13 protein-coding genes are annotated in these 13,434 nt (G+C 59.7%); 12 read left to right on the top strand and 1 reads right to left on the bottom strand.

From position 1 onward, the window contains the following. Positions 1–26: 26 nt before the first annotated feature. The 8 genes from hydA (at position 27) to Q1A44_RS00610 (ending at position 6,645) form a co-directional block, all read left to right on the top strand. Complete coding sequence (gene hydA / locus Q1A44_RS00645; RefSeq protein WP_299618097.1) at positions 27–1,487, top strand: dihydropyrimidinase; 1,461 nt, start codon at positions 27–29, stop codon at positions 1,485–1,487. Positions 1,488–1,494: 7 nt separating this feature from the next. Then, positions 1,495–1,902, top strand: coding sequence for a hypothetical protein (locus tag Q1A44_RS00640; protein ID WP_299618094.1), 408 nt, complete (start codon positions 1,495–1,497; stop codon positions 1,900–1,902). Continuing rightward, positions 1,898–2,674, top strand: a complete 777-nt coding sequence (locus tag Q1A44_RS00635; protein ID WP_299621278.1) for an ABC transporter ATP-binding protein — start codon at positions 1,898–1,900, stop codon at positions 2,672–2,674. The genes Q1A44_RS00640 and Q1A44_RS00635 overlap by 5 nt, the downstream gene beginning before the upstream one ends. Positions 2,675–2,913: 239 nt before the next feature. Beyond that, on the top strand, positions 2,914–3,774 hold the full coding sequence (locus Q1A44_RS00630; protein WP_299618091.1) for an ABC transporter permease: 861 nt from the start codon (positions 2,914–2,916) through the stop codon (positions 3,772–3,774). Beyond that, entirely contained in the window at positions 3,774–4,619 is an 846-nt protein-coding gene (locus tag Q1A44_RS00625; protein ID WP_299618088.1) for an ABC transporter permease, read from the top strand. The genes Q1A44_RS00630 and Q1A44_RS00625 overlap by 1 nt, the downstream gene beginning before the upstream one ends. Positions 4,620–4,658: 39 nt before the next feature. Beyond that, positions 4,659–5,648: an ABC transporter substrate-binding protein gene (locus Q1A44_RS00620; protein ID WP_299618085.1), complete on the top strand. Its 990-nt coding sequence runs from the start codon at positions 4,659–4,661 to the stop codon at positions 5,646–5,648. A 118-nt stretch (positions 5,649–5,766) separates the two neighbouring features. Beyond that, positions 5,767–6,030 carry a hypothetical protein gene (locus Q1A44_RS00615; protein ID WP_299618082.1) on the top strand — a complete coding sequence of 88 codons (264 nt, stop codon included), beginning with the start codon at positions 5,767–5,769 and terminating at the stop codon, positions 6,028–6,030. A 198-nt stretch (positions 6,031–6,228) separates the two neighbouring features. Beyond that, positions 6,229–6,645 (top strand): BrnA antitoxin family protein, encoded by a 417-nt coding sequence (locus Q1A44_RS00610; RefSeq protein ID WP_299618079.1) that lies wholly within the window; start codon positions 6,229–6,231, stop codon positions 6,643–6,645. Positions 6,646–7,594: 949 nt separating this feature from the next. Here the strand turns inward: Q1A44_RS00610 and ettA are convergent. Then, entirely contained in the window at positions 7,595–9,250 is a 1,656-nt protein-coding gene (ettA, locus tag Q1A44_RS00605) for an energy-dependent translational throttle protein EttA (protein WP_299618076.1), read from the bottom strand. Between the two features lie 146 nt (positions 9,251–9,396). Here ettA and Q1A44_RS00600 point away from each other — a divergent pair, with 146 nt between their 5' ends. From Q1A44_RS00600 to dacB, 4 genes are all read left to right on the top strand, one after another. After that, positions 9,397–10,695 carry an alpha/beta hydrolase gene (locus tag Q1A44_RS00600; RefSeq protein WP_299618073.1) on the top strand — a complete coding sequence of 433 codons (1,299 nt, stop codon included), beginning with the start codon at positions 9,397–9,399 and terminating at the stop codon, positions 10,693–10,695. Further along, positions 10,692–11,174: an MOSC domain-containing protein gene (locus tag Q1A44_RS00595; RefSeq protein WP_299618070.1), complete on the top strand. Its 483-nt coding sequence runs from the start codon at positions 10,692–10,694 to the stop codon at positions 11,172–11,174. Before Q1A44_RS00600 ends, Q1A44_RS00595 begins: the two co-directional genes overlap by 4 nt. A gap of 64 nt (positions 11,175–11,238) precedes the next feature. Next, on the top strand, positions 11,239–11,853 hold the full coding sequence (locus Q1A44_RS00590; RefSeq protein ID WP_299618067.1) for a nicotinate-nucleotide adenylyltransferase: 615 nt from the start codon (positions 11,239–11,241) through the stop codon (positions 11,851–11,853). A gap of 47 nt (positions 11,854–11,900) precedes the next feature. Then, positions 11,901–13,391, top strand: a complete 1,491-nt coding sequence (dacB, locus tag Q1A44_RS00585) for a D-alanyl-D-alanine carboxypeptidase/D-alanyl-D-alanine-endopeptidase (RefSeq protein WP_299618064.1) — start codon at positions 11,901–11,903, stop codon at positions 13,389–13,391. The last annotated feature ends 43 nt before the right edge of the window (positions 13,392–13,434 follow it).

The following is a 13,434-nucleotide window of genomic DNA, read 5'->3' as shown; positions in this document are numbered from 1 at the left end:
GAAATGGCCGAGCGAGGAGAGATGAGATGAGCAAAGTGATCAAAGGCGGAATGGTCTGCACCGCAGACCGGACCTGGAAAGCGGATGTGTTGGTCGAGGGCGAAGTGATCAAGGCCATTGGCGAAGACCTAGTTGGCGACGAATATATCGATGCCGAAGGCGCCTATGTCATTCCGGGCGGGATTGACCCGCACACCCACCTTGAGATGCCTTTTATGGGCACGACTGCCGCCGAGACCTTTGAGAGTGGCACCTGGGCTGCTGCCGTCGGTGGCACCACCATGATCGTGGATTTCTGTCTGCCCGGTGCGGATGGGTCGATCAAGAATGCTATCAACGAATGGCACCGCAAATCCGCCCCGCAAATCTGTTCCGACGTGGGCTATCACATGGCCATCACTGGCTGGAACGAGGACGTGTTCAACGAGATGAAGGATGCCGTCGATATGGGCGTGAACTCCTTCAAACACTTCATGGCCTATAAGGGCGCGTTGATGATCGAGGACGACGAAATGTTCGCCTCGTTCAAACGCTGCGCCGAGCTGGGTGCGCTGCCCATGGTCCATGCCGAAAATGGCGATCTGGTCGCCGAGATGCAGCAGAAGTATTTCGATCAGGGGATCACTGGGCCGGAAGGGCATGCCTATTCCCGCCCGCCCGAGTTTGAAGGAGAGGCCGCCAACCGCGCCATTACCATCGCCGATGCGGCAGGGGTGCCGTTGTATATTGTGCACGTGTCCTGCGAACAGGCTCACGAGGCGATCCGTCGCGCCCGCCAAAAAGGTATGCGTGTTTATGGCGAGCCTTTGATCCAGTTTCTGACATTGGACGAGAGCGTCTATTTCGACACCGATTGGGACTATGCCGCACGGCGCGTCATGTCGCCCCCTTTCCGGTCCAAGGATCATCAGGACTCGCTTTGGGCGGGGCTTCAGTCGGGATCGTTGCAGGTGGTGGCGACGGACCATGCGGCCTTCAACACCGAACAAAAGCGCGCGGGCCGTGACGATTTCCGGATCATTCCCAATGGGTCGAACGGGCTTGAGGAACGGCTAGCCGTCCTTTGGACCGAAGGTGTGGAGACGGGCCGCCTGACGCCCAATGAGTTTGTCGCAGCAACATCGACCAACGTGGCCAAGATCCTGAACATCTATCCCAAGAAAGGGGCCATTGTCGAAGGGGCGGACGCGGATATCGTGGTGTGGGACCCCAAGATCACCAAAACGATCTCCCCCGCCAACCACCATTCGGTGCTGGATTACAACGTATTCGAAGGGTTCGAGGTCAAGGCGCAGTCGCGTTATACCCTGTCGCGGGGAGAGGTGATCTGGGCCTGGGGGCAAAACTCGCAACCCGCGCCCGGGCGGGGCAAGTTCGTACCGCGCCCCGCGTTCTCATCCGCGTCTCAGGCTTTGAGCAAGTGGAAGGCTTTGACCGCTCCCAAGATGATCCAGCGCGATCCGTTGAATATTCCGGCGGGGATTTAAGCCAAGCATGCGCGTCGTGGGAGCACATATTTTGTCTGTTTACTTGGGCTCTTTGGTTCTGCTCATCGGCATCGAGGTTACCGTATTTGGCGCGATGGGGTTCGTCCAAGGTCTGGGCAAATGGATAGGAGGCTTTGTGGTTTTCCTGACACTGTCGTTGCTCAGCCTGCCGATTGGCCTCTTGCTGCGATCCGGGATCGGGCGGATGCCAATCAAACCCTTGCACGGTGCCCTCTTAGGAGGCGGTGCGGTTGGATTGGTACTTATGTTTGTTTTACACCCGGCGATGTATCCACCACTGTCATTTGGTTCGAACCCCCTTTCATTGACCGTGGCTCATTTAGCCGCTGGCCTCTCAGCAGGCATAATCTGGTATTCTATAGAGTTTGCCGGGAAGGAAGTGATTGTTGATTGATTGCGCTATCTCGGCACAAAACCTCGACCTGACATTTCAGACGAATGATGGTCCGGTTCATGCGCTCAGGGATGTTTCCCTCGACATCAAGAAGGGCGATTTTGTATCGTTCATCGGCCCCTCGGGCTGCGGTAAGACCACGTTCCTGCGCTGTATGGCGGACCTGGAACAACCCACAGGCGGCAGCATCACCGTAAACGGCGTCAGCCCCGAGGCGGCGCGCAAGGCGCGGGCCTATGGCTATGTGTTTCAGGCTGCAGGGCTTTACCCTTGGCGGACGATTGGGGGAAATATCTCTCTGCCGCTGGAGATCATGGGCTATTCCAAGGCGGATCAGGCTGAGCGTGTGCGGCGCGTGTTGGAATTGGTTGAGCTGGCGGGGTTTGAAAAGAAATACCCCTGGCAGTTGTCGGGGGGCATGCAGCAGCGCGCCAGTATCGCGCGGGCGCTGGCTTTTGATGCCGATATCCTGCTGATGGATGAACCTTTTGGCGCGCTGGACGAGATTGTGCGCGATCACCTCAATGAACAGCTTTTGCATCTGTGGGCGCGCACGGAAAAAACCATCGCCTTTGTCACCCACTCGATCCCCGAGGCCGTCTATCTGTCGACCAAGATCGTGGTGATGAGCCCGCGCCCGGGGCGCATCACAGACGTGATAGACAGTCCGCTGCCCAAAGAGCGACCCTTGGACATTCGTGAGACGCCAGAGTTCCTGGAGGTCGCTCACCGCGTTCGCGAAGGGCTGCGTGCAGGGCATGCGGATGATTGAGGCCGTTCTACCAGGGCGGAGCCTGAACCTCGCCCAAACCCCGCCGCCGGACCGCAGTTTGGTTAAAGGCGCGGCGACCCCCTTCATCGTTCACGGTCATCGGCATGCCTGCCTGTACCGTGCCGACACTACACTCCCATTTCCTTTCATTGTTCTTAAAATATGCAAAAAACTCCGTTCGTTTCAGGCGTCTGTGTTTGCATATTTGCGGAACAATGAAGCAGCGGTCGGGGCTTCGCATGCGTAGCGTGGTGCCTGTTTTGACCGTTGTTGGGGCGATCTTTGTCCTTTGGTACCTGGCGGCTATCTGGCTGAATGCGCCTTGGGCCTATGACAAGGCGGGGCGTGCGGGTGTGACCTTGTCAGCGTCTGAGTTGGTTGCCGACACCTGGGCGCAGGAAAAACCCAAACTGCCTGCGCCGCATCAGGTGGTGACGGAGATTTGGAACACCACGGTAGAGAAGAAGATCACCTCCAAGCGGTCGTTGATCTATCATTCCTGGATTACGCTCAGTGCGACCCTTTTGGGTTTTGCGCTCGGGACGGGACTTGGCATTTTGCTGGCTGTGGGCATTGTCTATAACCGGGTTATGGATCGGTCCGTGATGCCTTGGGTGATCACCAGTCAGACCATTCCGATCCTGGCCCTGGCGCCCATGATCATTGTCGTTTTGAATGCTGTGGGGATTTCGGGCCTGCTGCCAAAGGCCATGATATCCATGTACCTTTCCTTTTTTCCTGTCGTCGTGGGCATGGTCAAAGGCCTGCGCAGCCCAGAGGTCATGCAGCTCGACCAGATGCGCACCTGGAATGCCAGCAGTTCTCAGACTTTTTGGAGATTGCGCCTTCCGGCCTCGATGCCCTTCCTTTTTGCCTCCCTCAAAGTGGGTGTCGCGGCCAGCCTTGTTGGGGCCATTGTCGGTGAACTGCCCACGGGGGCGGTTGCGGGGCTGGGTGCGCGCCTGCTGGCGGGCAGCTATTACGGGCAGACGATCCAGATCTGGTCTGCCCTGATCATGGCCGCTGCTCTTGCCGCCTTGCTTGTCGCTGTCATCGGCGTGATCCAACGCGCGACCCTCAAGCGGATGGGGATGGCGTGATGGGGTGGGTTGTCTTTGCTCTGGCGGCTTGGGCCTTTGGATGGCTTTTGAACGTCTGGCTGTCCCGCCAGCCCGCGACGCCATTGGTTCGCCTTGCGATGCCTGTGATCTTTGGACTGACCCTGATTGCCATTTGGGAAGGCGTCGTACGCGGTTTTGACATTTCGGCTGTGCTTTTGCCTGCGCCTTCGGCCATCGCTGCCCGGTTTGTCGTGTCGACGGCTATCCTGTGGGAGGATTTTGTTCAGACGGTCATCAAAGGCGCGCTCACCGGCTATGTCATGGGCTGCGGCGCAGCGTTCCTGACGGCCATCCTGATTGACCGGTTCGACTTTCTGCGCCGGGGTCTCATGCCCGTTGGCAACTTTGTGGCCGCCTTGCCAATCGTGGGCATGGCCCCCATTCTGGTGATGTGGTTCGGTTTTGACTGGCAGTCCAAGGCAGCCGTGGTCGTCGTCATGGTCTTTTTCCCGATGCTGGTGAACACCGTGCAAGGCCTACAGGCCACCCACGCCATGCAGCGCGACTTGATGCAGACCTATGCTGCCAGCCCTGTGCAAACCTTGCTCAAGCTGCGCTTGCCCATGGCGATGCCCTTCGTGTTCAATGGTCTCAAGATTGCCACGACCCTGGCGTTGATCGGCGCCATTGTTGCTGAATTTTTCGGCTCGCCCATTCGGGGTATGGGCTTTCGTATCTCGGTCTCGGTGGGTCAGCTTGCGCTTGATCTGGTCTGGGCCGAAATTGTCGTCGCAGCCCTGGTCGGCTCGGCCGCCTATGGCGGTGTTGCGCTGATCGAGCGGGCGGTGACATTCTGGCATCCATCCCAACGGTCCCGTTCATGAAGGGCCGGTTTATCAACCAACACAACAAGGAGAGTACTGATGAAAACCTTAGCTACCTTTGCCGCAAGCGCCGCGCTTGGCCTCGCAGGTATGGCCGCCCAAGCCGCCGATGACGTGACCCTGCAACTCAAATGGGTCACCCAGGCCCAGTTTGCCGGTTACTACGTGGCCCTCGACAAGGGGTTCTATGCCGAAGAAGACCTGGACGTCACCATCAAGCCCGGTGGCCCCGACATTGCCCCCACCCAGGTGCTGGCCGGTGGCGGTGCCGACGTGACGGTCGAGTGGATGCCTGCCGCTCTGGCTGCGCGTGAAAAGGGTCTGGGGATGGTCAACATTGCCCAACCTTTCAAGTCCAGCGGTATGATGCTGACCTGCCGCAAGGATGCGGGCGTATCATCGACCGATGACTTTGCGGGCAAGACCCTGGGCGTCTGGTTCTTTGGCAACGAGTTCCCCTTCCTGTCCTGGATGAGCCAGCTTGGCATTGCCACCGATGGTTCGGACGGGGGCGTTACCGTTTTGAAACAAGGCTTTAACGTGGACCCGATCCTGCAAGGGCAGGCGGCCTGCGTGTCGACCATGACCTATAATGAATACTGGCAGATCATTGATGCGGGCCTGACCCCTGACGATTTGCAGGTCTTCAAATATGAGGATCAGGGCGTCGCGACCCTTGAGGATGGCCTGTATGTCCTGGAAGAAAACCTGGCCGATCCTGCGTTCGAGGACAAAATGGTTCGCTTTGTCCGCGCTTCGATGAAGGGGTGGAAATATGCCGAAGCCAACCCGGATGAAGCCGCCGAAATCGTGTTGGACAATGACGCGTCCGGTGCACAGACGGAAAAGCACCAAAAGCGTATGATGGGCGAGATTGCCAAGCTGACGGCTGGGTCCAACGGCGCGCTGGATGTGGCGGACTATGAACGCACGGTGGCATCGCTGCTGTCGGGCGGCTCTGACCCCGTGATTTCCAAAGCACCTGAAGGGGCGTGGACGCACACCATCACGGACAAAGCGTTGAACTAAAGCGATTTTTCGCCCACGCGAGGAAAAGGCCAGCCTTCGGGTTGGCCTTTTTTCTGTTCAGGCTGGACTTCTGCCCTCTTGGCCCCATCTAGAGTCGTTGAATTGGGAGTGCGTAAGAATGACAAATATGGAAAATCTGCAACCACAGTTAGACGAACAAACCCGCCAGGATCAGGTCTATGAGGCTGCAATGCGGTCGATCAACGCGTCCAAGCGGGACGAAGAGCGCAACGGCTATGCGGTGATGTCAGCGGCCATGGGCTGGGGCGAGGGATCGCTGGGCGACGGCATGTTCGGCAAGGTCAGCCACGCGGCCAAGCTGTTCATGATCGCGTTTGGATGTGCCGTACCCCCGTTTTTGGTGTGGTGGGTGTTGCTCTGAATTCAGAGCAACTGATGTAGGGAGAGGTCGCGTTTTGCGCGGCCTTTTTTGTTGGCAAAATGCCTGTCGGTTTCACGTCGGTATTGCGTCGGTATCGCGTCGGTGCGGCGCGCACGGTGGTCTCAGCCCCCGTTAACGGTTTGTTGGCATGTTGAATGCGTCCTGAACCCAGCGCCGGAGAGACCGATGGCCTACCGCATGACCAAGACCGAACGGATCGCCCTGGATCGGCTGATGCTGCACACGTGGCACTGGATGAATGACGCCGACACGGTCGAGGAGGAATTGCGCCGGATCACGCCGCGCGCCTGGGCGACGCTTGAGATGGACATTGATTGCGACGAGCCGAAGGAGAAGGTGACGCTGTACCTGGACCGGACGGTGGCGCGGGCCTTCAAGATGATGGGTAAGGGATATCAGGCGCGGATAAATCGTCTGCTGGCCACATGGCTGCAAATGCGCGCGGCTGAGATGTTGGAGACGGATGAGGAATTGCGCAAACGTGCGTTGGATATGTTTGAGAAAGGCCGGGAGGCGAAGGCACTTGGGGAGAAGACACCGGTTTACGGGCTGCGCCCGACGGACTGGCCGAGGGATGAGGTGCCGGAGGGGTGAGATCGGATTGGTGCTTTGCGGAAACGCCCCGCGTTTTCGCCGCCTCAGCGTCCACGCAGTGGGCGCGTAACCCGGCAGCATATTGCGGAGCAATGTGCGAGAGGGCCCGATTGAGATGGTTGTTACTTTTGCTCAGCGGAAACGCCCCGCGTTTTCGCCGCCCCCGACCGCCCCCATGGGCGGGGGCGACTGCGTCTCCCCCGGGGCTATCGCCCTCTGCGGCCTCAAAGGCTCCACTGGAGCCTTTGCGAGACGGCCTTCGACCCGCGGTCGAGGGCTCGTATTCAACCAAAAGAAAGGGCGGCCCGAAGACCGCCCAACATCATAGATACAAGTCTATGAGCATCAGCAAGAGTGCAATAGTCGCGACAACGTCACGATAAGACACTCGCCCTTTCAGTTTGGTCAAAAAACGCATTAGCCTAAGCCCCGTGCGATGCTCGACCGGTCGAGCGATTTCACTCGCTCAGTATTTGTATCCCGCCCTAACGAGGCGGTTCGGCACGTTCCTATGATCACTTGGAACCACCGTCTCGAAAGCTACCCGTCAACATCCCGTTGAAGGACCTCCTTAGCCAGTCCGGGCTAGGGTCTGACACAGCACCGCTAAGTGCTTGCAGTTTCGGGGCGTCTTCGCAGGTTACCCATCGGGGCCGCTAGTTCACCACACGGTAGTATTTCAACCTTCCGCTGCCACAATACAAAGTAGTGATGCATTGGCGATTCTGCAAGAGCGTTTTCTGTTTGTTCTTTTTAGGATATCCTTTGAACATCAATCGGATGGCTGCTACGCGCGTTTATCAACCAGACACCATGGCGCTAGCCTCAATCCCAGATTTGAAAAAATTCGGCAGCATGCTGGCGCGTCCAAATATCCTAGGAGTGCAAACGCGCCCGCCGAGGCTGACGCTGCCTCGCACCCGTTGAATTTACTTCGTAAAGTTCAACGTTAACGAGCGAACTTCTTATGCTTCAGACGTTTGGGTTCAAGGGCATCTGGCCCCAACCGCCGCATTTTGTCTTCTTCGTAGTCCTCGAAGTTGCCCTCAAACCACTCCACATGAGCATCGCCTTCAAAGGCCAGCATGTGCGTGCAGATCCGGTCGAGGAAGAAGCGGTCGTGGCTGATTACCACCGCGCAGCCGCCGAAATCGACCAGCGCGTCTTCCAAAGCCCGTAGCGTTTCCACGTCGAGGTCGTTGGTCGGCTCGTCGAGCAGCAGCACGTTGCCGCCTGATTTCAACAGTCGTGCCATGTGGACCCGGTTGCGTTCGCCGCCTGAGAGCAGGCCGACTTTCTTCTGCTGGTCGCCGCCCTTGAAGTTGAAGGACGAGCAATAGGCGCGCGAGTTCACTTCGGCGTCGCCCAGCTGGATCAGCTCGGCGCCGCCCGTGATCGCCTGCCAGACGTTGTCGTCGGGGTTCAGGTCGTCGCGGGACTGGTCGACATAAGACAGTTGCACCGTATCCCCAATCTCGACCGTGCCTGCATCGGGTGTTTCCTGACCCGTCAGCATCTTGAACAAGGTCGATTTGCCCGCCCCGTTGGGGCCGATCACACCGACGATTGCGCCGGGTGGGATGGAGAATTCGAGATTTTCCATCAACAGCTTGTCACCCATGCCCTTGGTCAGGCCCGCCACGTCGATCACTTTGCCGCCCAGCCGCTGGCCGTTGGGGATGACGATCTGGGCATAGGCCAGTTTCTCGCGCTCGGACGTGTCCAGCATGTCCTTATAGGCGTTGATCCGGGCTTTGGACTTGGCCTGGCGCGCTTTGGCCCCCTGCCGCATCCATTGAAGTTCGCGCTCCAGCGTTTTCTGGCGGCTCTTGTCTTCGCGGGCTTCCTGCGCGAGGCGCTTGGCCTTTTGTTCGACCCAGCTTGAATAGTTGCCTTCCCATGGTACGCCCCGGCCGCGGTCCAGTTCGAGGATCCAGGTGGTGATGCTGTCGAGGAAATAGCGGTCGTGGGTGACGATCAGGATCGTGCCCTTGTAGTCGATCAGGTGCTGTTGGAGCCAGGCGATGGTTTCGGCATCCAGGTGGTTGGTCGGCTCATCAAGCAGCAGCATCTCGGGCGCTTCGAGCAGAAGCTTGCAGAGCGCCACGCGCCGCGCCTCGCCACCCGAGAGCGTCGTCACATCGGCATCATCAGGGGGGCAGCGCAACGCCTCCATGCTGACGTCGATCTGGCTGTCCAGATCCCAGAGGTTTTCGGCGTCGATCTGGTCCTGCAACTGGCCCATCTCATCCGCAGTCTCGTCGGAGTAATTCATCGCCAGCTCATTATAGCGATCCAGCACGGCCTTTTTTTCCGCCACGCCGAGCATCACATTTTCGCGGACGGTCAGGTTCGGGTCCAGCTTGGGTTCCTGCGGCAGATAGCCGACGCGTGCCCCTTCGGCGACCCAGGCCTCGCCCGTGAAATCAGTGTCCATGCCGGCCATGATCTTCATCAGGGTGGACTTACCCGCGCCGTTCACGCCCACAACGCCGATTTTCACGCCGGGCAGGAAGTTCAGATTGATGTTTTCAAAACACTTCTTGCCGCCCGGATAGGATTTGGACACGCCGGACATGTGGTAGACATATTGATAAGCGGCCATGGGCAAGCTCCTTTGAAAGGCAGATCGGTTTGGGCGTTGAGATACAGGCGCGTCCTTGCGGGCGCAATGGCGTGTGCACCTGTTGTTTTGCGCGACTGCCGAGAATCTGTTAGCGCCTGAGTAGACCTGAAGACCGGAACGTGCCGATGCGGATAATCTTCCTCTTTGCGATGATGCTGGGCCTGCTGTCGGCATGTGCTGGTGGCACGTTTCTGGCCTCGCCACCGAACCTGTACCTGGCGGGCAAAAACTATCCCTCCAGCCTGGTGGCGGCACCGTTGCGCACAGCCACGCCCGAGATTTTCTATGTCACGGACCGGGTTCGCGAGGGCGATACTTACGGGGCCGAACGGTCACAGGCGATGGCCTTTGGAGCGGCGACGGTGCGTTTTGGCACCGACCTGACCTGGGCAGATGTCGTGGAGCGGACCCATGTGGACGCGGGCCGGGCCATTTCGTCCCTGACAGTGGACCAGGTGCAAGAGATGGTGCGCTTTTCTTCCACACCTCTGCCCTACGAGCGTAAGGATGGCGAGCTGCGCCACTTGCCTGCTTCGACCGCACAGTATCAGGTGGAAACCATGGCCTTTCAGGACGCGATCCGCGCCCAGATTGCGGCCACGGGCAACACCCGTATCCTGCTCTACGTCCACGGGTTCAACAACGCGTTCAGCGACAGTGTGACGACCTTGGCCAATGTCTGGCACTTTTCGGGGCGGGGCACGATCCCGGTGGCCTTTACCTGGCCTGCGGGGGCGGGTGCAGGGCCGCTGGGCTATTTCCGTGACCGCGATGCAGGCACCTTTTCGGTCCACCACGCCAAAGAGTTTATCCGGATGCTCGCCTCGATCCCCGAGGTCAGCGACATCGACATCGTGGCTCATTCACGCGGCACGGATGTGGTCACGACGGCCCTGCGCGAGCTGATCATCTTTGCACGGGGCCAAGGCATCCATCCCAAGATCGCCCTCAAGACCGGGACGTTCATAATGGCCGCGCCCGATCTGGACATCGACATTGTGCGCCAGCGCCTGCAGGCCGAGCGGTTTTCGGAGGCGTTCGAGCAGATCAACCTCTATATCAACCCTGATGATGCGGCCTTGCGCCTGTCGGCCTATCTGACCCGGTCGCGGCGGCTTGGGGCGCTCAAGTCCGAAGACTTTGCCGACGGCGAATTACAACTGCTGAGCAAACAGGGATTGGTTCATTTCATCCGCGTCGAACAGGTCCGCGGTGGGTTCGGGCACGCCTATTTCCGGGACAATCCAGCCGTTCTGTCGGATGTGGTTTTGGCCCTACGCACACGCGCCTTTCCGGGGGGGAGCTTGCGCCCACTTGAGCAGGATGAAAGTGGGGTTTGGGTGCTTTACCCGAATTACCCGCTGGAGCGGTTGCCGGAACTGGAACTGCTTTTGGCCCGCGAACAGCGCAGCGATGAACGGTGAGCCAACTCAAGAACATGATCGCACGCTGGGCACAGCCCGGGGTCGTCACATGGCTGGGGCTGAGACCTGCGCGGCGCGCGAGGATGCACGTGGTGCAAGAGGCGCAAATTGGGCTGGACGGTTTGGCGGGGGATAGATCACGTGCGGGCAAACGCGCGGTGACCCTCATCCAGGCTGAACACCTGCCTGCAATTGGTGCCTATCTGGGCCGGGACGCTGTCGATCCAATGGATTTGCGTCGCAACATCGTGATTTCCGGGCTGAACCTCGCATCGCTGAAAGATCGGCAGATTGCAATTGGTGACGCTGTTTTGCACCTGAGCGTCATCTGCGCACCTTGCAGCCGGATGGAGGAGACCTTTGGTTGTGGCGGGTACGCGGCGGTGCGTGGCCATGGTGGCTGGTGTGCCGAAGTGATCACGCCGGGTGTCGTCCGGATCGGCGATCCGGTGTGCCCTGTGGATAGGGTGGCGGATTGACATTGCGCCTCGCGTGCTGTGGTTTCGGCCTTCAGTGATCTGCGAGCGAACGGAACGTCCCGAGATGCGTCACGCCTTTCCCATGGCCCGCCCCGGCCAAACCATTGGCCTGCTGGGCGGCTCGTTCGATCCGGCGCATAGGGGCCATGTTCACATTACGCGCGAGGCGATGAAACGGTTTGGGTTGAGCCATGTGTGGTGGCTGGTCAGTCCGGGTAACCCGCTGAAATCAAAGGGTCCTGCACCATTGGCGCAACGAATGGCCCACGCGCGATCTGTAATGACCCACCCACGTGTGCGGGTCACCGATATCGAGGCGCGACTGGGCACGCGCTATACGGCCCAGACCCTTGCGCGGTTGACGGCTCTCTATCCCGGTGTGCGCTTTGTCTGGTTGATGGGGGCCGACAACCTGGCGCAGTTTCACAAATGGCAGGACTGGCAGAAGATCATGAAAACCGTGCCTGTGGGTGTGCTGGCCCGGCCAGGTGACCGCATTTCAGCTCGGATGAGCCGGGCGGCGCGGGTCTTTGACACAGCGCGTATATCGGGGCGGGCCAGTCAAATGCTGGGCCGTGCCACGGCCCCGGCCTGGTGTTTTGTGAACGTGGCGATGTCGCCGCAGTCTTCGACCGCGATTCGGGCCTCGGGGGCCTGGGCCACACCCGCTGAAAAGTGATGCTCTGAGCGCTTGTTTGCCGATCCGGCCTGAGGTTAGATGCGCCCATGGTGCGCGATATTTCGAGACGATTGTTTTTAGGGGCGACGGCCAGTGTTTTGGCGCAAGTGGCGGTCGCGGCCCCGCCGGCGGCCTCGTTGCGGCCGATTGCACGGGGCGCGGATCATTTCAAAAAATCGGTGGACGGGGGCGACTCCATCGTGGCCTCGGCCAAGCTGGGTGGGCGCGTCTGCTATGCGGTAGCGGATGCCGCGTCCGGCCTTCGTCTCGAAGGGTCCAACAGCAAGACGGGCACGCCGCCCGCGAGTGTGGCCAAGGCCATCACGGCGCTTTATGCGCTGGATGTATTGGGCCCATCGCACCGGTTTACGACCCGCGTGGTTGCCACCGGATCGGTGTCGGGCGGCGTGGTGTCGGGCGATCTGATCCTGGTCGGTGGGGGCGATCCGACTTTGGATACAAACGGCCTTGCGGATTTGGCCAAGGCCCTGAAAGATAAAGGTATTCGCGAGGTGCGCGGTGCCTTCAAAGTGGCAGAAGGAGTGCTGCCCTTTGTCCAGACCATCGACCGGGATCAGCCGGATCATGTGGGCTATAGTCCCGCTATCAGCGGGATCGCCCTCAATTACAATCGGGTCCATTTCGAGTGGAAGCGCGCGGGCAGTGGATATGGCGTGACGATGGATGCACGCTCTGACCGTTTGCGGCCGGAAGTGGCGATGGCCCGGATGCAGGTCGTGGAGCGTGATCTGCCGGTCTACACCTACAAAGGCAGCGCGCGGATCGACACCTGGACCGTGGCGCGTCGAGCCCTGGGCAATGGGGGTGCGCGCTGGTTGCCCGTGCGCAAGCCCGGGCTTTATGCGGGTGACGTGTTCCAGACGTTGGCCCGGTCGCATGGGATCGTGTTGAAGAATCCCAAAGTGGTTCAAGCGGCCCCGTCAGGCACGGTTTTGGCAACACTGCAAAGTGACGATTTACGCAGTATTCTCAGGGGGATGTTGCGATTTTCAACGAACCTGACGGCTGAAATGGTCGGCATGGCTGCGACCGTGAAGCGGGCGGGGGCTGTGCGGGGGCTGAAAGCGTCGGCGACCGAGATGAACCGCTGGGCGAAGGATACGCTGGGCACCTCGGCGATCAAGCTGGTGGACCATTCCGGGCTGGGCAGTGACAGCCGGATGACGGCCGATGATATGGTCGCGGCGCTGGTCAAGGTGCATGGCAATGGCGTTTTGCGCCCGATCCTCAAACCGGTCGCGATGCGGGACGAGAAGGGGCGACCGTTGAAGACCCATCCTATTGATGTGGAAGCGAAAACCGGGACGCTGAACTTTGTTTCGGGCCTCGCAGGCTATATGACGGGGCGGGATGGGACTGTGCTGGCCTTTGCCATTTTTGCAGCGGATGAAGCAACGCGGAAGCGGTTGTCGCGGGCCAACCGCGAGGCCCCGCAGGGCGCGCGCGGGTGGAACCGGCGCGCCAAGGTGATGCAGCAAAAGCTGATTGAACGTTGGGGTGTGCTTTACGCGACCTGAGAATGACGGCTCAACATCCGCCGCATGGGTATGCGGCGCTGTT

This window comes from uncultured Tateyamaria sp., from assembly GCF_947503705.1.
In the GTDB taxonomy this organism is placed as follows: Bacteria; Pseudomonadota; Alphaproteobacteria; order Rhodobacterales; family Rhodobacteraceae; genus Tateyamaria.
This window is presented reverse-complemented; position numbering and strand designations above follow the sequence as displayed.